Below are 24446 nucleotides of genomic sequence, written 5' to 3' on the forward strand. Positions count from 1 at the left end.
GGTGGGGCCGGCGCTCACGCGGGGGCGGGAAGGGTGGCTTGCGGCTTGCCGTAGAACACCCGCGCGCAGACTACGCCGCTGATCAGTCCGGGCACGCCGCCCAGGAACAGCGGAAAGCCCAGTTCGGGCAGGGTGTTGTCGCGCACCGCGAAGCCCAGCAGAAAAACGAAGGCATAGAGACCGCCCAGCAGCCCCGGCCAGCAATACGAGTGCCATGATACGGCGGCGGGGCGGCAGGCGCCCGCCACCAGGCCGCACAGCAGCGCGGGCACGCCGCCGTACAGGTACGACCAGGGCACCAGGAAGATCGACGTGAACAGCGTTTCGACGCTGATCGTGGAAATGGCGATGAAGAGCGCGAAGACCAGGGTGCCCACCGGAGGCCCCAGGGCCGCGAACAGGGCGGCGCCGGCAGCGGCCGAGCGGGCAATGTCGCCGCGCGTCTTGCCGGCAGGCCGGCGCACGAGGCGCCACGTCAGCACGCCCAGCGACAAGGCGGCCAGTACACATACGGATAACAGCAGCACAGCGTGGCTTCTTATGCGTCGGTGGGTTTGTTGGGAAACAGGTTCAGCGACAGGATGGCGTCGGGATAGGTCGACAGCAGCATGCCGGACAGGTGGCCATGCAGGGCGCCGAACAACGGCCAGGTCAGCGCCTCGCTGCCGGGCAGCAGGTCCAGCAACATCAACTGGCCGGTGCGCACGGTACCCACGAAGTAGGCGCGTTCGTCATGCTGGCCGGTGGGCGTGGCGCGGTAGATCTTGGTGGCGCGGCCGCTGTCGTCCTTGCGCCAGCTGTTGCCGCTGGTGGTGGTCCGGGCGTTGATGGAGGCGATGTCCGCCTGGATGGTTTCCCAGAGGGTGCGGGCGTTGGCGGCGTATACGACGATGGTCATGGTGGGCGCTGTCCTGTGCGAAAAACGGGGAACGCGAGGCCGGGCACAGCAAAGTTACCAATGCCGCCGCGGCACGGCAAGCGCCGCCGCGTCGCGCCGCGGGCTCAGTCGCCCGCCAGTTCGCGCAATTCGGCGGCGCGGCTGATGTTGAGCAGCATCGGGCAGTACTCGTACATGGGCGAACCGACGTGCGCCCCGGCCAGGGCGCATTGGCCGTTGCGGTAGGCCAGCCAGGCTTTCTGGGTCTGTTCCAGCTTGGCGGCGTCGTCCGGGTAGTCATTGGCCAGGCGCGCCTGGACCCGGGCGTAGAGCGCGTTGATTTCGCGCTTGGCGGCCGCCGAGACGCCTTCCGCGCAGGCGCCCACGGTGCCGTTGTTGGTGACGCCCGCGTCGCGCAGGCAGCGGTCGTACTGGCCCATGTAGTCCGGCGTGGAGGCGCCCAGGACCAGGGCGGGAGACAGCATCAGGGAAAGCGCGAGGACGTGTCGGATCATGGCGGCGAGGATCGCGGGAAGGAATCGGGGCGCGTGCGGATATCGCCGCGCAACGAGAGCATACCGCCCACGGCGGCTTCTTCCATGGCCGCGTCCGCGCCGGCCATGGCCGGACCGATCGGAGGCGTGCGCGCAGGCGGCGTCCACGCCACGCAATGTCAAGGATTCAAAAGAATTTGCATTGCTTTGAAGTGTCGTTTTTTACGTCGGGCTACTGTCGCGTTTTCTGTCTTGGAGAGCGGCAATGTACCCACTATCGAAGCGCTGCGGCGCGGAATTCTTCGGCACCTTCTGGCTGGTGCTGGGCGGTTGCGGCGCGGCGGTGCTGGCGGCCGGGTTTCCGCAACTGGGCATCGGTTTCGCCGGCGTGGCGCTGGCGTTCGGCCTGACGGTGCTGACCATGGCTTTCGCCGTCGGCCATATTTCGGGCGGGCACTTCAATCCCGCCGTCACGGTCGGGTTGGTGGCCGGCGGCCGGTTTCCGGCGCGCGAGATCCTGCCCTACGTGGTGGCGCAGGTGCTGGGCGCCATCGCCGCGGCGGCGGTGCTGGCGGTGATCGCCGACGGCAAGCTGGGGTTCGACCTGAAGGGCAGCCATTTCGCCGCCAACGGCTATGACGCCTATTCGCCCGGCAAGTACTCGATGGCGGCGGCGCTGGTCACCGAGATCGTGATGACGGCGGGCTTCCTGTTCGTGATCCTGGGCGCCACCGCCAAGCGGGCGCCGGCCGGTTTTGCCGCGATTCCCATCGGGCTGGCGTTGACGCTGATCCACCTGGTCAGCATTCCGGTCACCAATACGTCGGTGAACCCGGCGCGTTCGACCGGCCCGGCGTTGTTCGTGGGCGGCTGGGCGCTGGAGCAGCTGTGGCTGTTCTGGGTGGCGCCGATCGTCGGCGCGATCATCGGGGCGCTGGCGTACCGGCTGGTGAGCGAGCCGGCCTCGCAAGCGTAAGGGGCGGGGCGGACTGGCCCCGGTCAGTCCATGGCCCGCAACTGGGCCAGCTGCGCATCGCTGGGAAAGCCGCGGGTGCGATAGCGCACCGGGTAGAGGTTCTCGCGTTCGAGCAGCGGCGCCATCAAGGCCAGGGCCTGTTCCCAGGCGACCACCCGGACCTCGCCGATCTCGTCGGCCGCGTCGGGGCGCACCAGCGCCAGGCGGTCGACCTTGGGCAGCGAGGTATCCACGCCGCGGGTCCAGGTCGCCAGCGAGAACGAGGCGTCGGCGTCGCCGTTCTGCACGAACAGGTTGTAGGTGGCGACGAACACGTCGATGCCCTGCTCCTCGTACAGGTGTTCCAGCGCCTCTTTCTGGGCGTCGTAATCGCCCTTGGCCAGCATGCGCGCCAGGTTGGCCTGGCGCTGCCGCAGTTCGTCATGCGGCGGCACGAAGCGCTCGACCCCGGCCTCGCCATGGCGGTACATGCAGGGCGACACGGGTCGACCGTGCGGGATCACCTGCTGGCACAGCTCGACCATCTTCATCAGGCCTTCATCGTCGTTGTCGCCGCTGACCAGCAGCAGGTCGCGCGTCGGCATCATGAAGACCGGCCGGCCGCGCACCGGCACGCGCTCCAGCATGTCGGGCAGCAGCACGCGGCTGATGTCATAGCCGTCTTCCCAGCCGCCGCCGTAGACGCCCGGCGCCACCTCCACGAAGTTGTCGGCCGAATCGCGCAGGTTGTCGATGGCGATCGCCAGCGCTTCGTCGAACGTGACGCCCCAGGAAGCTTCGGGGCCATTGGTGAGGGTGGCGATGGATTCCGGTCGGTCCAGCGCCAGCAGCACCACGCAATCGTCGCCGAAGGGCCGCACGGCGGGGTGGAACGCCGCGTCGTTGCCATCGTTGCGCAGGTGATGCATGCGCACGGCCTCGACCGCGCTGCGGCCGCGGATCACCGGGCGCAGCAGGGGGCGGGCCTCGGCCAGCGAGTGCGGCATGGCCTGGCCGCTGCTGAGCAGGGTGGAGACATAGCCCTGCAACGCGCCCTGGCGCTGGCCGCCGCGGGCGTCGCAATAGGCGTGGTAGGCGTTGTGCAGGTTGAAGTAGGCGCTGTCGCCGTGCAGCAGGCGGAACTCATCGGCCTTGTAGATGAGTTCGCCGGTGTAGCCCCGTTGCCGCACGGCGGCGATGAAAAGCGTGGCGAACTGGTCTTGCGTGGGCTTGCGCCGGAACAGCGAGTCTAGGAATCCCATGCTTTTCTCACCTGTTGGAGGCGTCGCTATGCCGGTCTGGCGTGTAATCGTGGCTGGCCGAGTTTGAACCAGGCCTTGGTAATCTGGTGGCCGCGCACTTCGTAGATTGCGGTGACGTCGATTTCCCCGGGGCCGTCGGCGAAATTGCGGGTGACGATCTCCTGGTCCACCACGATGTCGCCGTTGACGATGCGGTTGACCAGCCGGCCGTGCAGGTCGGGTTCCTGGAAGCGTTCAACGTGGCGCGCGCGGATTTCGGCGTGGCCGCTGGCCAGCAGCGTGTCGGGGAAGGCGTAATACAGGCAATCCTCCGCCCAGGCCGGCATGAAGGCCTCGATGTCGCGGGCGTTGTAGGCGTCCAGTTGCCGCTGGACCACGTCGGCGGGGCCGGCGGGGGGCGCGTCGCGCACGGCGGCCTGCTGGCGGATGCGCGCTTCGGTGTCGGCATCGAGCAGCCGGCGGATCTCCCGGAACAGGGGCAGGGCGTCGGTGTGCTTGCGGCCATAGTCCAGGTTGAACGCATAGTCGAAATCCGGGGCATTGGCGCCCTGGTTATGTTGCAGCAGCGTCTCCAGCTTGTCCATCGCCTTGACGGCGCGGGCCTCGGGCGAACCGGCGTTTTCGTAGTCGTCCCATAGCGCCAGCAGCCGCGCGCGCGCCGTGGCGTCCAGCGGGGCGGCCAGCTGCAGCAGGTCGAGCCGTTCCTGGGCGCCCTTGTCGGTGCCCGTGGCCTGTTGCGTCGCCGGGATGTCGCCATGGATGGCCTCGCCCAGGTCGTGCACCACGCACAGTCGCAGAATGCGGGCGAAATCCAGGTCCGCCAGGCCCTCTTCGAGCATCATCGCCATCAGGCACAGGCGCCAGGTGTGTTCGGCCGTGCTTTCCTGGCGTCCGCCCGAGCTGCGGGCGCTGCGCAGGACGTCTTTCAGCTTTTCGGCTTGCCGCAGGAATTCGAGCCGGCCTTGCAGGGTGTCGGTGTCCATGAATCAGGTAGTCGTAAGTCTGTTCTCAATACGCTCGCGGGTATTGCTACCAACGAGTGTATCTTGTGACTGCCACGATGACGCCGCCTGCTTGCGCCGGCACCCCGCACTATGACCGGGCCACGATCGCTTTCCACTGGCTGACGGTGATCCTGGTCGTCGGCCTGTTCGCCCTGGCCGAGATCTGGGGCTTCCTGCCGCGCGGCACGCCGACGCGGCGCCTGCTGCAATCGGTGCACATTTCCTTCGGGCTGCTGTTCGCGGCGGTCTTCGTGCTGCGCGTGGTCTGGCGCTTGAGCCGTGGCCGTCGCCTGCCGCCGGCCTCGAGCGGCTGGCTGCGGCTGGCGGGCTCGGGCATGCACGGGCTGCTGTACCTGCTGCTGGCGGCGCAGATCGTGCTGGGCTTCCTGTTCCGCTGGGCGCAGGGCGAGCCGTTCGCGTTCTTCGGCCTGTTCGACATCCCCACGCTGGTCAGCATCGATCACGAGCAGCGGCGATTTTTCGGCGGGCTGCACAACACAGTGGCCTGGAGCATCATCGTGCTGGCCTGTATCCACGCGGTGGCGGCGCTGGTCCACCACTACGTCCTGCGCGACGGCGTGCTGCGCCGCATGACTTCCAGCCGCTGAGGCGGCGCAAAAAAGCGGTTGGCGGGGGCCGGGTCCGGGGTGGGCAGGTTGTACATTACGCACTATTACCCGCTTCATCTTTACAGGATCGCCCCCCATGACCGCCCCGGAAGTCGTCATCTCGCCCTCGATCACCTGCGCCAACGACCAGCCCTTCGTGCTGTTCGGCGGGATCAACGTGCTGGAATCCAAGGATCTCGCGCTGCGCGCCTGCGAGGAATACCAGCGCGTGACCACCAAGCTGGGCATCCCCTACGTGTTCAAGGCGTCGTTCGACAAGGCCAACCGCTCGTCGATCCATTCCTACCGCGGTCCGGGCCTGGAAGAGGGCATGAAGATCTTCGAGGCGGTCAAGCAGAACTTCGGCGTGCCGGTGATCACCGACGTGCACGAACCCTGGCAGGCGGCCCCCGTGGCCGAAGTCGCCGACATCCTGCAACTGCCGGCGTTCCTGGCCCGCCAGACCGACCTGGTGGTGGCGCTGGCCAAGACCGGCCGGGTCGTCAACATCAAGAAACCGCAGTTCCTCAGCCCCACGCAGGTGCTCAACATCGTCGACAAGTTCACCGAGGCGGGCAACCAGCAGATCATCCTGTGCGACCGCGGCACCAGCTTCGGCTATGACAACCTGGTGGTGGACATGCTGGGCTTCGGCGTCATGAAAAAGGTTTCCGGCAACCGCCCGGTGATCTTCGACGTCACCCACGCGCTGCAGCAGCGCTCGGCCCTGGATGCGGCCTCGGGCGGCCGCCGCGAGCAGGTGGCGGAACTGGCGCGGGCCGGCATGGGCGTGGGGCTGGCGGGCCTGTTCCTGGAGGCCCACCCGGACCCCAGGAACGCCAAATGCGACGGCCCCAGCGCCTTGCCGCTGGACAAGCTGGAGCCGTTCCTGACCCAGCTCAAGCAGCTGGACGATCTGGTGAAATCCTTTGCGCCCATCGACATCGAACCCTGATGCCGCCTGTCATCGCGGATCAGTGAAGTTGTTATACGATCCGGGCCACCAACTTTGGGGAGGCCTGGATGTCGTTTTACGCAATCGTCGCCGTTCGTAAAGAAGCCGTCAGCGGTCACGTGGCCTACGTGCGCTGGGGGCTGGCCGAGCGCGGCGTGCCCGGCTGGGTCAGCGACCCCGTGACGGCGGCGGCCTCCGAGGTGATCGAGGCCATCAAGGCCGGCGCCGAGGTCGAGACCGTGATCAGCGTCGACGGCCTGTCCGTGGCCTCGCGGCCGGTGCGGGTGCTGACCGACGATGACGGCCGCGAGCACCTGGCCTCGGTGCCGATGCCCAGTTCCACCCTGCATACCGTCTTCGACCTGCCGGAATTCTAGGGACGGTAAGCCCGTACCACTCCGGCTGGTAATTTTTCCACCCCCCGATCCCCCCATCCCGCGCCCGGCGCGGCAGGCATGGCGCTTGCTGCCGTCAATGCCGTCATACCGCCGCGACCCGCGCGGCCGCGGCGGGGCTTCAGGGGGAACCAGCATGATGGACCATAACGAAATGATGGCCCGCATGATCAGCAAGCCCGTCGCGCCAGGCAAGCCCGAAGGTTGGGATGGCATCCTGTCCGCCTATGCGGACTGCCTGATGCGTGTGCAGGGCCAGTTGACCGAGGACGACATGGGGCGCTTTCTGGAAGTGGGCGCGCGGGTGTTCCGCACCTGCTGCCAGGAGGAAGCCCGGCAGCGCTGGACCGCCGAGCAACTGGCTGCCTATCACCGCAAGCCGCGGGTGGAGCTGTGAAGGGCCGCGGCCGGCCGCGCTAGAGGCACTGGCGCAGCGCGAACTTGCGGCCAAAGGCGCGTATTTCGTCGCCGTCGATGGAGGCGGCGACGTCCCAGTGGTCGCCGCGCGTGATCAGCACGGACTGCGACGACAGGGCGTGGCGCAAGGCGAACATCCAGAATGCGGCTTCCGAGCCGACCGGCGCCAGGTCGTGCGGACCGATGCGCAGTCGCGCCGGCCGGGGCGTGGCGCCCAACGACCAACGCAGCGCAACGCCCAGGAAGGCGAAGCGGGCCATCACCGATGACGGTTGCACGCAAAGCACTCGGATCTTGGGTTGCATGGTCACTGGACCTCCACAAGGGTGACCCAGCGTAGCAAAGAAGATTTCATCCTTCCATACTGCATTTGGATTACCAGCGGATTGCGTCCGGAGGGGGTAGGCGTCAGTCCGCGGGCAGGCGGGTGAAGAGATTGGTGACGATCATCTGGTCGGGACGCTTGGCGCCCGGCTTCACCGGCGGCATCAGCCTGTCCATTTCCTTGCGATCCTGGACGCGGGTGAGCGTCAGGTGGTCGCCCTGGATCTTCACGTAGCGGATGGAGGCCTCGCCGATCTCGTATTCGCTGGTGGATTGCTCCAGCGTCTGCTCGATGCGCTTGGCGTCGAGCCAGCGGTAGGTGCCGCTGGAAAGCGCACCCGGGCCCTGCATCGACCAGGTGCCGTCGCTGCGGAATTCGGCCACGCCGGCGCCGCCGGACGGCTGGGGCGGCAGCGCCTGGCCGTCGACGGTGCGCAGCATGGTCTGGTGCCGCCATTTGCCGACGAGGGCTTGCGCGGCGGCTTGCTGCGTCGGCGGTTGGGCCGGCGCCGCGGCGGGCAATAGCGCGGTGCCGCCGAGCAGGGCGGCCAGGGCGTAAAGGCGCAGGAGCTTCATTTTGGTGGGGCGAGGGATCCGGGTTGCGGGGGCAGGGGCCGGTCTCCAGGGGCGGCCCATCAAACGCAGTGTCGCATTATGCGCGACGACGGCGTTTGCGGCGAGTGCCGATCCCGCTTGCCGGTGGTCGCGGTCAGGTCCGGCGCAGGCCCGCGAGCAGCAGGTCCAGCGCCTGCAGCGCCTGCGCCAGCCGCGCCTGGCTGTCGTCCCCGGCGATCCAGAGGGCGCTGTCGGCCAGTCCGCCGTGCAGCATCCGCGCCAGCGCGTCGGGTTGGGCCGGGCCGATGACGCCTTGCGCCATCAGGGCCTGCAGCAGCGCGCCCAGCGACGCGGTGCACTGTTCCTGCGCGGCGGCGCCGCCATGGCCCAGCACCGCGCGCGCGTCCTGCAGCACGATCCGGCGGATCTCGGGCTCGGCCGCCATCGCCAGATAGGCCCGGCAGCGCTCGCGCAGGGCTGTCCAGGCATCGGGGGCGTCGCGCGAAATGGCCTGCAGCCGCGCCTCCATCTCGCCGTCGATCTGCGCCGCGACCGCCGCCAGCAAGCCCTGCTTGTCACCGAAATGGTGATACAACGCTCCACGGGTCAGCCCGGCGGCGGCGGTCAGGTCGTCCATCGACGTGCCCGCATAGCCGGCGCGGCGGAACGACTCACGTGCCGTCGCCAGCAGTTTTCCGCGGGTTTCTTCGATCATCTCGGCGCGCGATCGCGACATGGCTGGCTCCAGTGGCATACGAGGCGTATGTTAATTGACATACGCCAGGTATGTGAATACCATCTTGCATACGCTACGTATGTCAATCTGTCCGGCGGCGCCCATCGCCGGCTGCAACATCCCCAGAGGTTCCGGGTGTCGAATCCCTATCGCGAATTGTTCCAGGCGCCCGGCGCCGCCGGTTTTGTCGCCGCCTGCGCCGTGGCGCGGCTGGCCCTGCCCATGATCGGCATCGGCATCATCACCATGCTGTCCCAGGTGCGCGGCGCCTACACCCTGGCCGGCGCGGTAGCGGCCACCTTCGCGCTGGCCACCGCCTTGCTGGCGCCACGCATTTCGCGCCTGGTGGATCGCCATGGCCAGGGCCGCATCCTGCCGCTGGCGGCCGGCGCCTGCGTGGCCGGGCTGGCGGGCCTGGCCGCCTGCGTGCGCTTGCAGGCGCCCGACTGGACGCTGTTCGTGTTCGCGGCGCTGGCGGGCAGCCTGCCGAGCATGCCCGCCATGGCGCGGGCCCGCTGGACCGAGATCTACCGCGACCGGCCGCAATTGCGCACCGCCTACGCCCTCGAGTCGGTGTTCGACGAACTGAGCTTCATCATCGGCCCGCCGCTGGCGGTGGGCCTGTGCGTGATCCTGTTTCCCGAGGCCGGCCCGCTCGGCGCGGCGCTGTTGCTGGGCCTGGGCGTGACCGCCTTCGTGCTGCAACGGGCCACCGCGCCGGCGGTGCAGCCGCGCGAGGCGGGCCGCGAGTCCTCGGTGCTGGGCGTGCCGCTGATGCGCCAGCTGACCGCCATGATGGCCGCCATGGGCGTCATCGTCGGCACCATCGACGTCATGAGCGTGGCCTTCGCCCGCCAGCAGGGCCTGCCCGCCGGCGCCAGCGTGGTGCTGTCGGCCTATGCCCTGGGATCGTGCGTGGCCGGCCTGGCGTTCGGCGTGCTGAAATTCCAGATGCCGCTGGCGCGCATGCTGGCCATTGCCGCCAGCGTGACCGCCTTCACCACCTTGCCGCTGCTGTGGGTCGGCGATCTGCTGACGCTGTCGCTGGGCGTGCTGCTGGCCGGCCTGTCGTTCGCGCCGACCATGATCATCGCCATGGCGATGGTGGAAGGCAGCGTGCCGGGCCGCCGTCTCACCGAAGGCCTGACCTGGCTGGTGACGGGCCTGGGGGCGGGCGTCGCGGCGGGCGCCGCGCTGGCGGGGTGGATCGTCGATCGCCATGGCGTGGGAGCGGGCTTCTGGACCGCGGCGGGCGCGGGGGCGGTGGTGCTGCTGGTCGCGGTCTACGCGGCGCGCGGCGCCCGGCCTGCCGCCGCCGTGGCCTGAGCGCGGCCGGGGCGGGCATGCAGGGCATCTAGAATGCCGGCAACGCCGCGCCGCGGGGCGGGGCGTCCACAAGGAGAACAAACATGTCCCGAACCGTCGTCAATCCCGATACCGTCTTCAACACCGTGCAATACGGCTTCAGCCAGGCCGTCATCGTCACGGGCCAGCGCCGCATGCTGCTGTCCGGCCAGGTCGGCGTCGATGCCCAGGAGCGCACCGTCGGCCCCGGCCTGCGCGACCGCTTCCCGGTCGATCCGCCGCCGTCGTCCTGGATCATCGTCAGCGGCTTGTCGCTGCCCGAATGGCTGGTCGAGATCGAGGCCGAGGCCATGCTGGACTGATCCGGCGGGGCCGCGGCCGTCGCGCGCCTCAGGCGGTCGCCTTGTCGCGCCACGGCGTGGCCGCGAACGCCTCGCGCAGGTGGGCGAGGAAGCCGGCGGTGCGCGCCGGCAGTTCCTGGCGCGATTTCACCAGCGCCACCACATTGGCCTCGGGCAGGGTCCAGCCCGGCAGCAGCGGCACCAGGGCGCGCGTTTTCACATGCTCGGCCACGTCCCATTCCGACCGGGCCACGATGCCGTGGCCGGCCAGGGCCCAGGCCACCGCGGCGGCGCCGGCGTTGCTGGACAGCACCGGCGCGATGCGCACCCCCACCGCCGGCCCGCGCCCGCGCTTGAAGCGCCACAGGGTCACGTCCTCCTCGTTCTCACGCAGGGCGATGCAGTCGTGTTCGCGCAGGTCCTCGGGCTTGGCGGGCGCGCCATGCCGCGCCAGATAGGCGGGCGAGGCGCACAGGATGCGCCGGTTCGGCGCCAGCGGATAGGCCACCAGGGTCGAATCGCGCAGCTCGCCGATATGGATCATCACGTCCCAGTCGTCGCTGGCCAGGCGCGGCGGCCCGTCCGACAGGATCAGGCTGGCGGTCACGTTCTCGCTTTCCTTGCGAAAGCCGGCCACCAGCCCGGCGACGTAGCGCTGGCCGAAGCCCAGCGGCGCCACCACGCGCAGGTGGCCGGCCACCACGCCCCGCCGGCCCACCAGTTCATCGGCCAGGTCGTTCAATTCGCCGCAGATCTGGCCGGCCCGCAGCGCCAGCAGCCGGCCCTCGTCGGTCAGCGCGGTGCCGCGTCCCGAGCGGTTGACCAGCCGCACGCCCAGGCGCTTTTCCAGCGCATGCAGGCGTTGCGTCACGGCGGGCGGCGTCACGTCCAGCGCGCGCGCCGCCTGCGCCAGCGAGCTGGTGGCCGCCAGGCTCAGGAAGAAACGCAGGTCGTCCGTCGTGATCATTCAGAAACGCCTTAATGATTGATTAAGTCTTTATTAAACACGCAAGCCACGTGGCGCGCCATACTGCGGGCATGCGGTCGCGTTCCGGGCGGCGCCCGCGTCGGTTTCCATTTTTCCGCCCTTCCTGTTCCGTCGATACCGCCATGACCACTGCCTCCGCCACCCTCGATACGCTGGAAACGCCCTGCCTGGTGCTGGACGAAATCCGCATGACGCGCAACATCGAGCGCCTGAACGGCCTGATGGCCGCCCATGGCGTGCAATTGCGTCCGCATCTGAAGACGCCCAAGTCGATCGAGGTGGCGCGCCGCGTCATGACGCGGCCCGAGGGGCCCGCGGCGGTGTCGACGCTGCAGGAAGCCGAGCAGTTCGCCGCCGCCGGCGTGACCGACCTGCTGTACGCCGTGGGCGTGGCGCCGGCCAAGCTCGGCCGCGTGCTGGCGCTGCGCCGCCAGGGCATCGACCTGACCGTGGTGGTCGACAGCATCGACGCCGCCGAAGCGCTGGCGGCGCGCGCCCGGGAAGAGGGCGCCGCCATTCCCGCCTTGATCGAGATCGATTGCGACGGCCATCGCGCCGGCGTGCAGCCGGGCCACACCGACCAGTTGCTGGCGATCGCACGGACCCTGCATGCCGTCGACAGCCTGCGCGGCGTCATGACCCACGCCGGTGAATCCTACGGCTGCCGCAGCGTGCAGGCCATCGCCGACATGGCGGAGCAGGAGCGCGCGGCCGCGGTCGGTTGCGCCCAGGCCATCCGCGCGGCGGGCCTGCCGTGTCCGGTGGTCAGCGTGGGCTCGACGCCCACCGCGCATTTTGCCCGCAACCTGGAAGGCGTGACGGAAGTGCGCGCCGGCGTCTACGTGTTCTTCGACCTGGTTATGGCGGGACTCGGCGTCTGCGAGGTGGACGACATCGCCGCCACCGTGCTGACCACCGTGATCGGCCACCAGCCCGACAAGGGCTGGATCCTGGTGGACGCGGGCTGGATGGCCATGTCGCGCGACCGCGGCACGGCCAAGCAGCCGGTGGACCAGCTGTACGGGCTGGTGTGCGATGCCGACGGCAAGGTCTATCCCGACCTGCTGCTGGCCGAGACCAACCAGGAGCAGGGCATCATCAAGCTGCGCGCCGGCAGCGGCGCCGCCTTGCCGGAACTGCCGCTGGGCACCAAACTGCGGATCGTGCCAAACCACGCCTGCGCCACCTGCGCGCAGCACGACGCCTACGCGGTCGTGCGCGACGGCGACCGCCGTGTCGTGGCGCAATGGCAGCGCTTTCGCGGCTGGTAAGTCCGGCCGCCCCGCATAAGGAATCGAGATGGACCTGATCCACACCCCCCGCGCCACGCCGCCGGCGGGCCATTATTCGCAGGCCGTGCGCGCCAACGGCTTCGTGTTCGTTTCCGGGCAACTGGGCTTCCTGCCCGCCGCCAGCCCGGGCGAACGGCCGCAGCTGGCGCAGGGCGTCGCCGCGCAGACCGAGGCCGCGCTGCGCAGTATGGCCGCCATCCTGCAGGCCGCCGGCACGTCGATGGCGTCGGTGGTCAACGTCACGGTCTACATTCCCGACGTCGGCCTCTGGAACGAGGTGAACAGCGTCTACGAGCGCAGCTTCGGCGACCACAAGCCGGCCCGCGCGATCGTGCCGACGGGCGAATTGCACTATGGCGCGCTGGTGGAAATCAGCGCCGTCGCCGTCGTTCCCCAGGGCTGAACAGCGCCCCGGCGGCCGCTCGGTCCGCCGGCCTGCCGCCATCGTCGGGGACGGATGGCACGCCAGGCCCCCTATAATGCGGGCGCCGCAACGTCCCAGGGGAGTCCGTCCGCATGCAGTACGAATACCTGTTCTGGTCCATGGCCGCCATGGTGGCGGTGGCATTGGTGGGTGGGTCGCTCTGCGGCCGCCTGCGCTCACCCGGCCGGGTGCTGGCGGGCGTGGCCGTGCTGGCCGCGGCGGTCTGCGCCAGCGTGGTGGTGCTGTCGCGGTCGGCCGGTTTCGGCGACCAGGCGGCGATGCTGGCGATCGCCGCGTTCATGTTCAGTCTGGTGATCGGCGCCGCCGCCGCGCTGCTGACGCGGCGCATCCTGCGGCGCCATTGAGCGTCGCGGCAGCCGGATCGCCCAGGGGATCCGGCCGGCGCGGCAGGCGAGGGCGGCGTGTGGCCGCCGTCTCAGCGGTGGGCCCGGCTGGCGGGCCGCGAACCGCTCATTCCTCGTCGTCGAAGTCCTCGTCCTCTTCGTCTTCCTCGTCCTGTTCCAGGGCGTCGTAGCCCTTCCAGGTGATGCGCCAGCGCGTGTCGCCGGCCGTCGCCGTCGTTTCGCTGATCTGCTTGACCAGGCCGGCGTCGGCCAGCAGGTCCAGGTGGTGCGCAATCAGCTGCAGGCCTTGTTCCTGCGCGTGGGGCGCCAGGGCGGCCTCCTTGATGTCGTGGGTGCTCAGGTTGGGGCCCGCCGCGTCGCGCAGGGCTCCCAGGATCGTGACGACCAGATCGAAATCGCGTTGCATGATGTCCGCCGTATGGGGTTGGGGTGGAACAGCCCACAATAGCAGAGTTCCGTGGCGACGACGCGACAGCCGGCCGGGTCGGGTTACAGTGCGGGATTACCGATCACAGATAGGCTGTATCAATGAAGAAACCCGCCGAGCGCGATTGCCTCGCCCTGATCCCTGGCTACACCGGCCAGGCCGCCAAGCTGTTCCTGACGCGCACCGAGGAAGGCGCCATCGTCGGCGTCACCGTGTTCGATCTGCTGGGGCACATCAAGCAAGAGGGTGATGCCCAGGCCGCCGCCGACTGGGTGGCCAACTGGCTCGCGCAAGAATCCGACAACCGCAAGGCGCGCCGTACGCAGCTGCTGGCCCAGATGTTCCTGTGCAAGCTGGTGGGCGACGAGAAGGCCGTGTTCCTGGACGCCCAGAAGCCGCTGCTGGCCGCGCTGGCCGCGGCCGGGGTGCGCAGCCGTCGCGTGGCCGCCACGTCCGGCGCCGCCCGCCGCTCGCTGGGACCGGTTGTCAGGAAGTCTTAGCATAAGGCTGTTATAGTCGCGCCTGGGCGTGTACGCATCCGTGCGAGCGTGCCCAGGCGGGCCTGGCCCGCAAGTCAAGGAAGAGTGATCATGGAAATACTGAGTCGGCATGTTGCCGACGTGGCGGGCGGCGTTGAGCTGCACACAACGCTGGATGGCGAGAGCATCAGCGTCTATGTCGTGACCGATGTGGACGATCTCAATGCGATTGCCGACATCGTACCCCCCGAAAAAGTCGAAGCTGGCGCGGACATACACGCCGCCAATGTCGACAATGTTGATAATGCGCAAGAACAAATCGACCAAGTCCTGGAAAATATGAATCCCGGTGACGTGGCGGTTTTCCTTTGCTCGGGTCCCGACGCTTTCGGCGCGGCGCTCGACTTGTTGGGTTTACCTATCGACGAGTAAGCCTGACGGCAAACCAAAGTGCCCGTCCAAACGGCGTATGCATCCAATACGCTCTTTGGCGGCATTTATATAAGCCTTGATTGTTTTTTTATGATGCGTGGGTGTTTACACCTATGCAGGACTTCTTTTTCCCTATGAAAACGTGCAAATTCTGTTCGCAGTTTCTCTTTGTTGCATTATTGGCACGTATTTTTTAGGATTATGTTGACTTGTGAGGGGAACATAACGATAGTGTCGGCACACGATCACAAGCGTTGCGATTTTCGTTCAGTGCCGTGCCTTTTCCGGCTCAGCGTTATTGTTCTACTGTCCCCTCCTTGATTGATTCGTGACCTCCGGGCATTTGCCCATTATCTCTAGGAAATACAGTATGGAAACCGGCGTCGTTAAGTGGTTCAACTCGGAAAAAGGCTATGGCTTCATCACCCCGGAAGCGGGTGGTAAGGACCTGTTCGCTCACTTCTCCGAAATTCAGGGCTCGGGCTTCAAGTCTCTGGAAGAGAACCAGCGCGTCAGCTTTGTGACGGCCAATGGCCCCAAGGGCCCGCAAGCCACGAAGATCCAGGTCCTGTAAGGTTCTGGCTTTTCGGAAAAGCCCCTTCGGGGGCTTTTTTGCATCTGGGCTCCCCGTGGGGAGCCCTTTTCGTTGGCGGCGCCCGCAAGGCCCCTGGCGCGCGCCGCGAGGCCATCCCGCGCCCGCGCCTGGCCGCACGCGGTATCCTTGCCCCTGTCTCCCGCCGCGCCGCCTGGCCGGACCCGCCATCGATTGAGGACGATCTCCATGACCCACCCTGGCCAAGCCCCCGTATCCCTGACGCCGAAGGACGTCGTCGCGTTCTGGCGCGACGCCGGGCCGCAGCAATGGTTCAACAAGGACGAGGCCTTCGACGAGCGCTTCCGCCAGCATTGCGGCGCCGCCCACATGGCCGCCGCCGCGCGCCAGCTCGACGCCTGGCTGGACGAGCCGGACGGCGCGCTGGCCCTGATGATCCTGCTGGACCAGTACCCCCGCAACGCCTACCGCGGCACCGCCCACATGTTCGCCACCGACCCGCTGGCGCTGCTGTTCGCCGAACGCGCCATCGCCGCCGGCCACGACCTGGCCGTCGATCCGGCGCTGCGCCAGTTCTTCTACATGCCCTTCGAGCACGCCGAGACCGTGGCCGCGCAGAACCGCGCGGTCGCGCTGATGGAGCCGCTGGGCGCCGACTCGGTGCGCTGGGCCGTCCTGCATCGCGACATCATCAAGCGCTTCGGCCGCTTTCCGCATCGCAATGCCGCGCTGGGCCGCCAGACCACCCAGCCCGAGCAGGAGTTCCTGGCCTCCGGCGGCTTCGCGGGCTGAGCCGCGGCGGCACGGCCGTTCGACGCGAGCGTATCGGCTTGTATCGACGCATGGCGAGTTGAAAGATCGCGATGCCGCGGCCAGGAGCCTGGCGCGGCGCGGGCGCCGGGATCGCCGCATATTTGACGTTTTTCGGGGTTCGCCAATACACTGGGTTCAGCGAGATTTTCAAGAGACGCGGTCTGCGTTTAACTTGTCGCGGTCAGTGGTGCTGCGGTTGCTTTCCTCTCCCATCCTTGATCATCTGGCGCCCCGCGAGCAATCGCTTCTTTAGGTTCGAGGAAATTCCATGGCAACCGGCATCGTCAAGTGGTTCAACGCCGAAAAAGGGTATGGCTTCATCATGCCCGACGACGGCAGCAAGGATCTGTTCGCCCACTACTCGGAAATCCGCAGCGAAGGCTACAAGTCGCTGCAGGAAAACCAGCGCGTCACGTTCGAGGTCGGTACCGGCCCCAAGGGTCCCAGCGCCAAGAACATCAAGGTGGCGGCCTGAGTACAGGTCCACGGCGGGCCGTATCCGGCCGGCCGTAATAAAAAGCCCCGACACGCCAGTGCCGGGGCTTTTCTTTTCCCGCGCGGCGCGGGGCGTTCAGTGCTTGGGGTGCGACGGCGTGGACAGCTTGTCGACCAGGGCGATGCCCAGCGCCGACAGGATGAACAGCGCGTGGATGATGGTCTGCCACATCACGCCCGCCTCCGAGAAGCGCGCGTTGGGCGTGCCCAGCGTGCCCGCCTCGATGAAAGTGCGCAGCAGGTGGATCGACGAGATGCCGATGATGGCCATGGCCAGCTTGACCTTGAGGACGCTGGCATTGACGTGGCTGAGCCATTCCGGCTGGTCCGGATGGCCCTGCAGGCGCAGGCGCGAGACGAAGGTCTCGTAGCCGCCGACGATCACCATCACCAGCAGGTTCGAGATCATCACCACGTCGATCAGGCCCAGCACCAGCAGCATGATCTCCATTTCGCCGAAGCTGTTGGCATGCGTCAGCAGATGCCAGAGCTCCTTCAGGAACAGCATGACGTAGACGCCCTGGGCGACGATCAGTCCCAGATAGAGCGGCAGTTGCAGCCAGCGCGAGCTGAAAATCAGGCTGGGCAGCAGGCCAAGACGGGGAGGGGTGTTGGGGGTCATGATGGGTGCGAGCCGTTATAGGGATACGGAAAAAGTGCGGCGGCAATTCTAACAACGCCGCGCCATCCCGGGATTTGTTTTTGATGACGGATTTATGGCGAGGCAGGGGTACTTACCACGGTAAGAAGTCTTCCGCATGCCTTTTATGTAAGAGAACTTCGCATTTGCGAAACTCTGTGGCGAAACGGTTTGAGAGCTTTGGCCGTATATAGAATTGCCGCCTCACTCGCACAGAGTCAGTCAAGAGGAGTTTTTTCCATGAAGATCCGCTACACCGTTGCCGCGCTGGCCGTCGCACTTGCCCCTTATTCCGCGTCGCATGCCCTCGATATCGGGGGACTGGTGGGCGCCGGCAGCAAGGTGGTGCAGGCCGCCACCCTGAGCGATGCCGAAATCAAGACCTTGTCGGACAAGGCTTGCGCGCAAAGCGATTCCCAGGAAAAGATTGCCGCCCCGGGCAGCAAGTACGACGTGCGCCTGCAGAAGATCGCCAAGCAGCTGGGCGGCACCGTCAACGGCCAGAAGGCCAGCTACAAGGTCTACCTCACCAAGGACGTCAACGCCTGGGCCATGGCCAACGGCTGCATCCGCGTCTACAGCGGCCTGATGGACATGATGACCGACGACGAAGTGCTGGGCGTGGTCGGCCATGAAATCGGCCACGTGGCGCTGGGCCACAGCAAGAAGGCCATGCAGACCGCCTACACGGTCTCGGCCGCGCGCGACGCCGCCGGCGCCGCCGGTGGCGCCACGATCGCCGCCCTGAACTCGTCGCAGCTGGGCGACCTGACCGAGAAGTTCGTCAACGCGCAGTTCTCGCAGTCGCAGGAAAGCGCCGCCGACGACTACTCGTTCGATCAGCTGCAGGCCAAGAAGCTGAACACCCGCGGCCTGGTGACGGCGTTCCAGAAGCTGGCCGAGCTGGATGGCGGCAAGAGCGATATGATGAGCTCGCACCCGTCCTCCGCCAAGCGCGCGCAGCACATCGAGGATCGCATCGCCAAGGCCAAGTAAAGCGCCCTGGCGCGCCATTTGACGCCCTTTCCGGGCGGAAAACGGGGCGCGAGCATCCGGGCTTATCCGGGTGCTCGCGCCCCTTTGCGTCAGGGGTCCGGAAGTTTCCGGTAAAATGCCGCGTTTATCCGCCCGTCATCTCATATCTTTCGGAAAATAGGTCTTTTAATGCAGCCTGTGGTTGAAACCCTCTCCGGCCTCGAGCGCCGTGTTGATCTGGCCGTCTCGGTGGCCGACGTCGAAAAGGAAGTCCAGGCGCAATTGAAGCGCGTGGCCCGTACCGCCAAGGTTCCCGGCTTCCGTCCCGGCAAGGCGCCGCTCGCCATGCTCGAGCGCAGCCATGGCCCCGGCATCCGCTACGACGTGATCAACAGCCAGGTCGGCCGTGCATTCGAACAAGCCGTCGACGGCGCCAAGCTGCGCGTCGCTGGCGCCCCGAACCTGGAACCCAAGACGGAAGGCGTCGGCGAAGACACGCTGGCCTTCACCGCGACCTTCGAGGTCTACCCCGAAGTCGCCGTGCCGGACCTGTCGGCCCTGGCCGTGACCCGCTATGAAACCGCCGTCACCGACGCCGAAGTGCAGCAGACCCTGGACGTCCTGCGCAAGCAGCGCGCCACGTTCGAAGCCCGTGAAGGCCGCGCCTCGCAAGACGGCGACCGCGTCACGCTGGACTTCGCCGGCACCATCGACGGCGTGCCGTTCGAAGGCGGCAAGGCCGAAGACTTCCCGTTTGTGCTCGGCCAAGGCCGCATGCTGCCGGAATTCGAAGAAGCCGCCCGCGGCCTGAAGGCTGGCGAAAGCAAGGTCTTCCCGCTCAAGTTCCCCGATGACTACCAAGGCAAGGAAGTCGCCGGCAAGACCGCCGAATTCACCATCACCGTCAAGGAAGTGGCTGAAGGCGTGCTGCCCGAACTGAACGCCGAATTCGCCAAGTCGCTCGGCCAGGCCGAAGGCGACGTCGAAAGGCTCAAGGCCGACATCCGCAGCAACATCGAACGCGAAGTCAAGGTGCGCTCGCAAGGCCGCACCAAGTCCAGCGTGATGGACGCCCTGGTCGAGGCCGGCAAGTTCGACGTGCCGAAGTCGCTGATCGACAACGACGTGCAAGGCCGCATCGCCGCCGCTCGCGAAGAGCTCAAGCAGCGTGGCGTGCCCAACGCCGAGTCGGTGCCGATCCCGGCCGAAGCCTTCTCCACCGAATCCGAGCGCCGCGTGCGCCTGGGCCTGCTGGTGTCCGAGCTGGTCAAGCAAGCCCAGCTGCAAGCCAAGCCGGAACAGGTTCGTGCCCGCATCGAGGAATTCGCGGAAAACTACGAACAACCCGCCCAGGTTGTCAGCTATTACCTGGCCGACCGCCAGCGTCGTGCTGAAATCGAGGCTATCGTGCTCGAAGACAACGTCGTCGCGCACGTTCTGGACAAGGCCAAGGTCACCGACGAAAAGGTGCCTTTCGATCAGTTGATGGGGATGGCGTAACACTATGCAGAGATTCACCGATTTCTATGCGGCAATGAATGGCGGGTCTTCGGTGACCCCCACCGGCCTGGGCTACATTCCCATGGTGATCGAGCAGTCGGGGCGCGGCGAACGCGCCTACGACATCTATTCGCGTCTGCTCCGCGAGCGGCTCATTTTCCTGGTGGGTCCGGTCAACGACGCGACGGCCAACCTGGTCGTGGCGCAGTTGCTGTTCCTGGAATCGGAGAATCCTGACAAGGACATTTCCCTGTACATCAACTCGCCTGGCGGGTCGGTGTACGCGGGCATGGCCATCTACGACACCATGCAGTTCATCAAGCCGGACGTGTCGACCCTGTGCACCGGCCTGGCGGCCAGCATGGGCGCCTTCCTGCTGGCGGCTGGCAAGAAGGGCAAGCGCTTCACCTTGCCCAACTCGCGCATCATGATCCACCAGCCCTCGGGCGGCGCCCAGGGCCAGGCCTCCGACATCCAGATCCAGGCTCGCGAGATCCTGGACCTGCGCGAGCGTCTCAATCGCATCCTGGCCGACAACACCGGCCAGTCGATCGAGCGCATCGCCCTGGACACGGAACGTGACAACTTCATGTCCGCCGAAGATGCGGTATCGTATGGACTGGTCGACAAGGTGATGACCTCCCGTTCGGAAGGCTGACTTCCCGGTTGAGTCCCACCCGCTGTTGCCATGTTTGAGTAAGCGCCGGGCCCTTCACCCGGTCCGGCGCTTCTTTACCTGAGATACGAATACATATGCCAGAAAAAAAGGGATCGGCAGACGCTAAAGTGCTGCATTGCTCGTTTTGCAATAAAAGCCAGCACGAAGTCCGCAAGCTGATCGCGGGTCCGTCCGTATTCATCTGCGATGAATGCATCGACCTGTGCAACGACATCATCCGCGAGGAAGCGCAGGCGACCGCGCGCGCGGCGATTCGTTCCGAGCTGCCCACTCCGGCTGAAATCAAGACGTTCCTCGACCAGTACGTGATCGGGCAGAACTCGCCCAAGCGCATGCTGGCGGTGGCCGTCTACAACCACTACAAGCGCATCCGCCACGGCGAGATCAAGGGCGACGAAGTCGAGCTGTCCAAGAGCAACATCATGCTGATCGGCCCCACCGGGTCGGGCAAGACGCTGCTGGCGCAGACCCTCGCGCGCATGCTGAATGTGCCGTTCGTCATGGCCGACGCCACCACCCTGACCGAAGCCGGTTACGTCGGTGAGGACGTCGAGAACATCATTCAGAAGTTGCTGCAGAACTGCAACTACGAAGTCGAGAAGGCGCAGCGCGCCATCATCTACATCGATGAAATCGACAAGATTTCCCGCAAGTCCGACAACCCGTCCATCACCCGCGACGTGTCGGGCGAGGGCGTGCAGCAGGCGTTGCTCAAGCTGATCGAAGGCACGGTGGCCTCGGTGCCGCCGCAGGGCGGGCGCAAGCACCCCAACCAGGACTTCGTCCAGGTCGACACGACCAACATCCTGTTCATCGTCGGCGGCGCCTTCGACGGGCTGGAAAAGGTCATCCGCGACCGCACCGAAAAGTCCGGCATCGGCTTCTCGGCCGCGGTGCGCGCCAAGTCCGAGCGCGGCGTGGGCGAGCTGTTCTCCGAGGTCGAACCCGAAGACCTGATCAAGTTCGGCCTGATCCCCGAACTGGTGGGCCGTCTGCCGGTGGTCGCCACGCTGGACGAGCTCGACGAGGCCGCCCTGGTGCAGATCCTCACCGAGCCCAAGAACGCCCTGCTCAAGCAATTCCAGAAGCTGTTCGCCATGGAAGGCGCCGAGCTGGACGTGCGTCCCGCCGCACTCAAGGCCATCGCCCGCAAGGCGCTCAAGCGCAAGACCGGCGCCCGTGGCCTGCGTTCCATCATCGAGCAGGCCCTGCTCGACACCATGTATGACCTGCCGTCGCAAGGCAACGTCAAGCGCGTGGTGCTCGACGAAGGCGCGATCGACGGCGAGGGCAAGCCCTTGCTGATCTACGCCGACGAAGAGGGGACGGCCGAAAAGCCGGAGCGCGGGGAAGTCCGCGACGCCGCGGCCTGACGGATATTTCAAAAAAACCCGTTTCCGTAACGGGTTTTTTTGTCTCCGGCGCCTGATTGAACGCACACTGCCAGGGTGTGTCCAATAAAACGGGATACCGGCCGCCGATTTTTTTGCCGTTTTGTTTATCCGGCCGCCGGGACCTTGAATTTTCGGCTATTGTTCCCATAACAGACGTAACCGACGGGGCTGTCCGGGTATACCCGGTCATCCTGTCCCCGATACGCCGAGTCATACCGAGGAACCTCCTATGTCTGCCAGCCAGACCCTGCCTTCCGACCCGATCGACCTTCCCCTGCTGCCACTGCGCGACGTCGTGGTGTTCCCGCACATGGTCATCCCGCTGTTCGTCGGCCGTCCGCGCTCCATCCGCGCGCTCGAGGTTGCGATGGAAGCGGGCAAGAGCATCATGCTTGTGGCCCAAAAATCCGCCGGCAAGGATGATCCCACTCCCGAAGACGTCTACGAGATCGGCTGCGTTGCCGGCATCCTGCAGATGCTCAAGCTGCCCGACGGCACCGTCAAGGTGCTGGTCGAAGGCACCCAGCGCGCCCGTATCAACAGCATCGAGGACGCCGATTCGCACTTCACCTGCCAGGTCACCCCGATCGAGCCGGACGCCGTCCAGGGCTCCGAGACCGAGGCCCTGCGCCGCGCGATCGTCGCCCAGTTCGAGCAATACGTAAAACTCAACAAGAAGATCCCCCCGGAGATCCTGACCTCGCTCGCCGGCATCGATGACGCCGGTCGCCTGGCCGACACGATCGCCGCGCATCTTCCGCTGAAACTCGAGCAGAAGCAGAAGATGCTCGAGATCGTCGGCACCTCCGAGCGCCTCGAAGGTCTGCTCACGCAGCTGGAAACCGAAATCGACATCCTCCAGGTCGAGAAGCGGATCCGCGGCCGCGTGAAGAAGCAGATGGAAAAGAGCCAGCGCGACTACTACCTGAATGAGCAGGTCAAGGCCATTCAGAAGGAGTTGGGCGAGGGCGAAGAGGGCGCCGACATCGAGGAGCTCGAAAAGAAGATCATCGCCGCGCACATGCCCAAGGAGGCACGCAAGAAGGCCGATGCCGAGCTCAAGAAGCTCAAGCTCATGTCGCCCATGTCGGCCGAAGCCACCGTGGTGCGCAACTACATCGATACGCTCATCAACCTCCCCTGGAGGAAGAAGAGCAAGATCAACAACTCCATCTCCAACGCCGAGACCGTGCTCGACAACGACCACTACGGCCTGGAGAAGGTGAAGGAACGCATCCTCGAATATCTCGCGGTGCAACAGCGCGTCGACAAGGTCAAGGCGCCGATCCTGTGCCTGGTCGGTCCTCCGGGGGTCGGCAAGACCTCGCTGGGCCAGTCCATCGCCAAGGCCACGAACCGCAAGTTCGTGCGCATGGCCCTGGGCGGCGTGCGCGACGAAGCCGAGATCCGCGGCCACCGTCGTACGTACATCGGCTCGATGCCCGGCAAGATCGTCCAGAACATGTCGAAGGTCGGCGTGCGCAACCCCCTGTTCCTGCTCGATGAAATCGACAAGCTGGGCATGGATTTCCGCGGCGATCCCTCGTCGGCGCTGCTCGAAGTGCTGGACCCGGAACAGAACCACACGTTCCAGGACCACTACATCGAAGTCGACTTCGACCTGTCGGACGTCATGTTCGTGGCCACCAGCAACACGCTGAACATTCCGCCGGCCCTGCTGGACCGCATGGAAGTGATCCGCCTGTCCGGCTACACCGAGGAAGAAAAGATCCACATCGCCCGCGACCATCTGCTGCCCAAGCTGATGAAGAACAACGGCGTCAAGGATACCGAGCTGACCGTCGATGACAGCGCGCTGCGAGACATCGTGCGCTACTACACCCGCGAAGCCGGCGTGCGTGCGCTCGAACGCGAAGTGGGCAAGATCTGCCGCAAGGTGATCAAGCAGTTGCTGACCCAGAGCGATCGCGCCAAGGCCGAAGGCAAGACCTTCGAGCTCAAGCCGGTCAATGTCACGGGCGACAACCTCAGCGATTACCTCGGCGTGCGCCGCTACACCTTCGGCATGGCCGAAAAGGAAAACCAGATCGGTCAGGTGACCGGCCTGGCCTGGACGGAAGTCGGCGGCGACCTGCTCACGATCGAAGTGGCGGACATGCCCGGCAAGGGCGTGATCCAACGCACCGGCTCGCTCGGCGACGTGATGAAGGAATCGGTCGAGGCGGCCCGCACGGTGGTGCGCTCGCGGGCGCGTCGCCTGGGCTTTGCCGACAGCGTGTTCGAGAAGCACGACATGCATGTGCACGTGCCGGAAGGCGCGACGCCCAAGGACGGTCCGTCCGCCGGTATCGCGATCACCACGGCCATGGTGTCGGCCCTGTCGCGTATCCCGGTGCGCGCCGACGTCGCCATGACCGGCGAGATCACGCTGCGTGGCGAAGTCCTGCCGATCGGCGGCCTGAAGGAAAAGCTGCTGGCCGCCCACCGCGGTGGCATCAAGACGGTCTTGATCCCGGAAGAAAACGTCAAGGATTTGGCGGAGATCCCGGACAACGTCAAGAACCATCTCGAGATCGTGCCGGTCCGCTGGATCGACAAGGTGCTGGAACTGGCCCTGGAACGCCTGCCGGAGCCGCTGGCTGAAGACGAAGCGGTCAAGGAACCGCTGGTCGCCAAGCCGGCGGAACCGGGCTCGACGGATCCCGTGCTCAAGCACTGATGCCTGGCCCGAGGCGCCCCGCAAGGGGCGGCCTTCAAAAAGAAACCCCGCTTGCGCGGGGTTTCTTTTTGGCGCGGCGATC

The 24446-nt window shown here is 66.4% G+C and carries 31 protein-coding genes and 1 pseudogene; 20 read left to right on the top strand and 12 right to left on the bottom strand.

The features are described 5' to 3' along the window. Window positions 1–14: 14 nt before the first annotated feature. The 3 genes from I6I07_RS19600 to I6I07_RS19610 all read right to left on the bottom strand — a co-directional run bounded on the left by I6I07_RS19600 (window position 15) and on the right by I6I07_RS19610 (window position 1362). The gene (locus I6I07_RS19600; protein WP_198483345.1) at window positions 15–527 is read right to left on the bottom strand and encodes a hypothetical protein; all 513 of its coding nucleotides are present in this window, start codon (window positions 525–527) and stop codon (window positions 15–17) included. Between the two features lie 11 nt (window positions 528–538). Continuing rightward, window positions 539–898: a hypothetical protein gene (locus tag I6I07_RS19605; RefSeq protein ID WP_198483346.1), complete on the bottom strand. Its 360-nt coding sequence runs from the start codon at window positions 896–898 to the stop codon at window positions 539–541. A 104-nt stretch (window positions 899–1002) separates the two neighbouring features. After that, a complete protein-coding gene (locus tag I6I07_RS19610; protein WP_232625660.1) occupies window positions 1003–1362 on the bottom strand; it encodes a lysozyme inhibitor LprI family protein in 360 nt (119 codons plus the stop codon). A 274-nt stretch (window positions 1363–1636) separates the two neighbouring features. Between I6I07_RS19610 and aqpZ the strand changes: the two genes are divergently transcribed. Then, window positions 1637–2347 carry an aquaporin Z gene (gene aqpZ, locus I6I07_RS19615; RefSeq protein ID WP_006395896.1) on the top strand — a complete coding sequence of 237 codons (711 nt, stop codon included), beginning with the start codon at window positions 1637–1639 and terminating at the stop codon, window positions 2345–2347. 23 nt (window positions 2348–2370) lie between these two features. Here the strand turns inward: aqpZ and I6I07_RS19620 are convergent, their stop codons facing one another. The 3 genes and pseudogenes from I6I07_RS19620 to I6I07_RS31725 form a co-directional block, all read right to left on the bottom strand. Beyond that, on the bottom strand, window positions 2371–3588 hold the full coding sequence (locus tag I6I07_RS19620; RefSeq protein WP_198483348.1) for a hypothetical protein: 1218 nt from the start codon (window positions 3586–3588) through the stop codon (window positions 2371–2373). A gap of 26 nt (window positions 3589–3614) precedes the next feature. Beyond that, window positions 3615–3914: a nuclear transport factor 2 family protein gene (locus tag I6I07_RS31720; RefSeq protein WP_232626133.1), complete on the bottom strand. Its 300-nt coding sequence runs from the start codon at window positions 3912–3914 to the stop codon at window positions 3615–3617. A gap of 99 nt (window positions 3915–4013) precedes the next feature. Continuing rightward, window positions 4014–4571, bottom strand: a pseudogene (locus I6I07_RS31725) (HD domain-containing protein); the annotation flags it as partial. 65 nt (window positions 4572–4636) lie between these two features. Between I6I07_RS31725 and I6I07_RS19630 the strand changes: the two are divergent. The 4 genes from I6I07_RS19630 to I6I07_RS19645 all read left to right on the top strand — a co-directional run bounded on the left by I6I07_RS19630 (window position 4637) and on the right by I6I07_RS19645 (window position 6947). Further along, a complete protein-coding gene (locus tag I6I07_RS19630; protein ID WP_232625661.1) occupies window positions 4637–5200 on the top strand; it encodes a cytochrome b in 564 nt (187 codons plus the stop codon). A gap of 97 nt (window positions 5201–5297) precedes the next feature. Continuing rightward, window positions 5298–6155 carry a 3-deoxy-8-phosphooctulonate synthase gene (gene kdsA / locus I6I07_RS19635; protein ID WP_006395892.1) on the top strand — a complete coding sequence of 286 codons (858 nt, stop codon included), beginning with the start codon at window positions 5298–5300 and terminating at the stop codon, window positions 6153–6155. Window positions 6156–6223: 68 nt separating this feature from the next. Beyond that, window positions 6224–6532, top strand: coding sequence for a hypothetical protein (locus I6I07_RS19640; protein ID WP_054429978.1), 309 nt, complete (start codon window positions 6224–6226; stop codon window positions 6530–6532). A gap of 154 nt (window positions 6533–6686) precedes the next feature. Then, the gene (locus I6I07_RS19645; protein ID WP_232625662.1) at window positions 6687–6947 is read left to right on the top strand and encodes a hypothetical protein; all 261 of its coding nucleotides are present in this window, start codon (window positions 6687–6689) and stop codon (window positions 6945–6947) included. A gap of 19 nt (window positions 6948–6966) precedes the next feature. On the opposite strand, the gene I6I07_RS19650 is transcribed toward I6I07_RS19645, so the two are convergent. From I6I07_RS19650 to I6I07_RS19660, 3 genes are all read right to left on the bottom strand, one after another. Continuing rightward, window positions 6967–7272: a hypothetical protein gene (locus I6I07_RS19650; RefSeq protein ID WP_054430334.1), complete on the bottom strand. Its 306-nt coding sequence runs from the start codon at window positions 7270–7272 to the stop codon at window positions 6967–6969. Window positions 7273–7375: 103 nt separating this feature from the next. After that, a complete protein-coding gene (locus I6I07_RS19655; protein WP_198483350.1) occupies window positions 7376–7867 on the bottom strand; it encodes a hypothetical protein in 492 nt (163 codons plus the stop codon). A 133-nt stretch (window positions 7868–8000) separates the two neighbouring features. After that, a complete protein-coding gene (locus tag I6I07_RS19660) occupies window positions 8001–8582 on the bottom strand; it encodes a TetR/AcrR family transcriptional regulator (RefSeq protein ID WP_198483351.1) in 582 nt (193 codons plus the stop codon). 135 nt (window positions 8583–8717) lie between these two features. On the opposite strand from I6I07_RS19660, the gene I6I07_RS19665 reads away from it, so the two are divergent. Together I6I07_RS19665 and I6I07_RS19670 are read left to right on the top strand one after the other, a co-directional pair. Continuing rightward, window positions 8718–9908 carry an MFS transporter gene (locus I6I07_RS19665; protein ID WP_198483352.1) on the top strand — a complete coding sequence of 397 codons (1191 nt, stop codon included), beginning with the start codon at window positions 8718–8720 and terminating at the stop codon, window positions 9906–9908. An 83-nt stretch (window positions 9909–9991) separates the two neighbouring features. Beyond that, a complete protein-coding gene (locus I6I07_RS19670; RefSeq protein ID WP_198483353.1) occupies window positions 9992–10249 on the top strand; it encodes a hypothetical protein in 258 nt (85 codons plus the stop codon). A gap of 28 nt (window positions 10250–10277) precedes the next feature. Here the strand turns inward: I6I07_RS19670 and I6I07_RS19675 are convergent, their stop codons facing one another. Next, window positions 10278–11195, bottom strand: coding sequence for a LysR family transcriptional regulator (locus I6I07_RS19675; RefSeq protein WP_006395883.1), 918 nt, complete (start codon window positions 11193–11195; stop codon window positions 10278–10280). Window positions 11196–11338: 143 nt separating this feature from the next. Between I6I07_RS19675 and I6I07_RS19680 the strand changes: the two genes are divergently transcribed. The 3 genes from I6I07_RS19680 to I6I07_RS19690 all read left to right on the top strand — a co-directional run bounded on the left by I6I07_RS19680 (window position 11339) and on the right by I6I07_RS19690 (window position 13297). After that, entirely contained in the window at window positions 11339–12487 is a 1149-nt protein-coding gene (locus I6I07_RS19680) for a DSD1 family PLP-dependent enzyme (protein ID WP_198483354.1), read from the top strand. Between the two features lie 28 nt (window positions 12488–12515). Then, the gene (locus I6I07_RS19685; protein ID WP_198483355.1) at window positions 12516–12911 is read left to right on the top strand and encodes a RidA family protein; all 396 of its coding nucleotides are present in this window, start codon (window positions 12516–12518) and stop codon (window positions 12909–12911) included. Window positions 12912–13024: 113 nt separating this feature from the next. After that, window positions 13025–13297, top strand: coding sequence for a hypothetical protein (locus I6I07_RS19690; RefSeq protein WP_006395880.1), 273 nt, complete (start codon window positions 13025–13027; stop codon window positions 13295–13297). Between the two features lie 106 nt (window positions 13298–13403). On the opposite strand, the gene I6I07_RS19695 is transcribed toward I6I07_RS19690, so the two are convergent. Further along, window positions 13404–13703 carry a DUF2513 domain-containing protein gene (locus I6I07_RS19695; RefSeq protein WP_006395879.1) on the bottom strand — a complete coding sequence of 100 codons (300 nt, stop codon included), beginning with the start codon at window positions 13701–13703 and terminating at the stop codon, window positions 13404–13406. A 122-nt stretch (window positions 13704–13825) separates the two neighbouring features. Here I6I07_RS19695 and I6I07_RS19700 point away from each other — a divergent pair, with 122 nt between their 5' ends. The 5 genes from I6I07_RS19700 (at window position 13826) to I6I07_RS19720 (ending at window position 16476) form a co-directional block, all read left to right on the top strand. After that, a complete protein-coding gene (locus tag I6I07_RS19700; protein WP_198483356.1) occupies window positions 13826–14224 on the top strand; it encodes a hypothetical protein in 399 nt (132 codons plus the stop codon). Between the two features lie 90 nt (window positions 14225–14314). Next, entirely contained in the window at window positions 14315–14635 is a 321-nt protein-coding gene (locus I6I07_RS19705; RefSeq protein ID WP_198483357.1) for a hypothetical protein, read from the top strand. A 370-nt stretch (window positions 14636–15005) separates the two neighbouring features. Further along, on the top strand, window positions 15006–15209 hold the full coding sequence (locus I6I07_RS19710) for a cold-shock protein (RefSeq protein ID WP_006220190.1): 204 nt from the start codon (window positions 15006–15008) through the stop codon (window positions 15207–15209). A gap of 207 nt (window positions 15210–15416) precedes the next feature. Next, window positions 15417–15980 carry a DUF924 family protein gene (locus I6I07_RS19715; protein ID WP_198483358.1) on the top strand — a complete coding sequence of 188 codons (564 nt, stop codon included), beginning with the start codon at window positions 15417–15419 and terminating at the stop codon, window positions 15978–15980. A 289-nt stretch (window positions 15981–16269) separates the two neighbouring features. Beyond that, on the top strand, window positions 16270–16476 hold the full coding sequence (locus I6I07_RS19720) for a cold-shock protein (RefSeq protein ID WP_006225311.1): 207 nt from the start codon (window positions 16270–16272) through the stop codon (window positions 16474–16476). 96 nt (window positions 16477–16572) lie between these two features. On the opposite strand, the gene I6I07_RS19725 is transcribed toward I6I07_RS19720, so the two are convergent. After that, window positions 16573–17118 (bottom strand): TIGR00645 family protein, encoded by a 546-nt coding sequence (locus tag I6I07_RS19725; RefSeq protein WP_006395875.1) that lies wholly within the window; start codon window positions 17116–17118, stop codon window positions 16573–16575. Between the two features lie 258 nt (window positions 17119–17376). Here I6I07_RS19725 and I6I07_RS19730 point away from each other — a divergent pair, with 258 nt between their 5' ends. The 5 genes from I6I07_RS19730 (at window position 17377) to lon (ending at window position 24364) form a co-directional block, all read left to right on the top strand. Then, the gene (locus tag I6I07_RS19730) at window positions 17377–18132 is read left to right on the top strand and encodes a M48 family metalloprotease (RefSeq protein WP_198483359.1); all 756 of its coding nucleotides are present in this window, start codon (window positions 17377–17379) and stop codon (window positions 18130–18132) included. A 168-nt stretch (window positions 18133–18300) separates the two neighbouring features. After that, window positions 18301–19611 carry a trigger factor gene (gene tig / locus I6I07_RS19735; protein ID WP_198483360.1) on the top strand — a complete coding sequence of 437 codons (1311 nt, stop codon included), beginning with the start codon at window positions 18301–18303 and terminating at the stop codon, window positions 19609–19611. Between the two features lie 4 nt (window positions 19612–19615). Then, window positions 19616–20269, top strand: coding sequence for an ATP-dependent Clp endopeptidase proteolytic subunit ClpP (gene clpP, locus I6I07_RS19740; protein WP_006395872.1), 654 nt, complete (start codon window positions 19616–19618; stop codon window positions 20267–20269). A gap of 95 nt (window positions 20270–20364) precedes the next feature. Next, window positions 20365–21663, top strand: coding sequence for an ATP-dependent Clp protease ATP-binding subunit ClpX (gene clpX, locus I6I07_RS19745; RefSeq protein ID WP_198483361.1), 1299 nt, complete (start codon window positions 20365–20367; stop codon window positions 21661–21663). A gap of 250 nt (window positions 21664–21913) precedes the next feature. Beyond that, on the top strand, window positions 21914–24364 hold the full coding sequence (lon, locus tag I6I07_RS19750) for an endopeptidase La (protein ID WP_006395870.1): 2451 nt from the start codon (window positions 21914–21916) through the stop codon (window positions 24362–24364). Window positions 24365–24446 lie beyond the last annotated feature (82 nt).

It is taken from the genome of Achromobacter deleyi (assembly GCF_016127315.1).
GTDB classification, from domain to species: domain Bacteria; phylum Pseudomonadota; class Gammaproteobacteria; order Burkholderiales; family Burkholderiaceae_B; genus Achromobacter; species Achromobacter insuavis_A.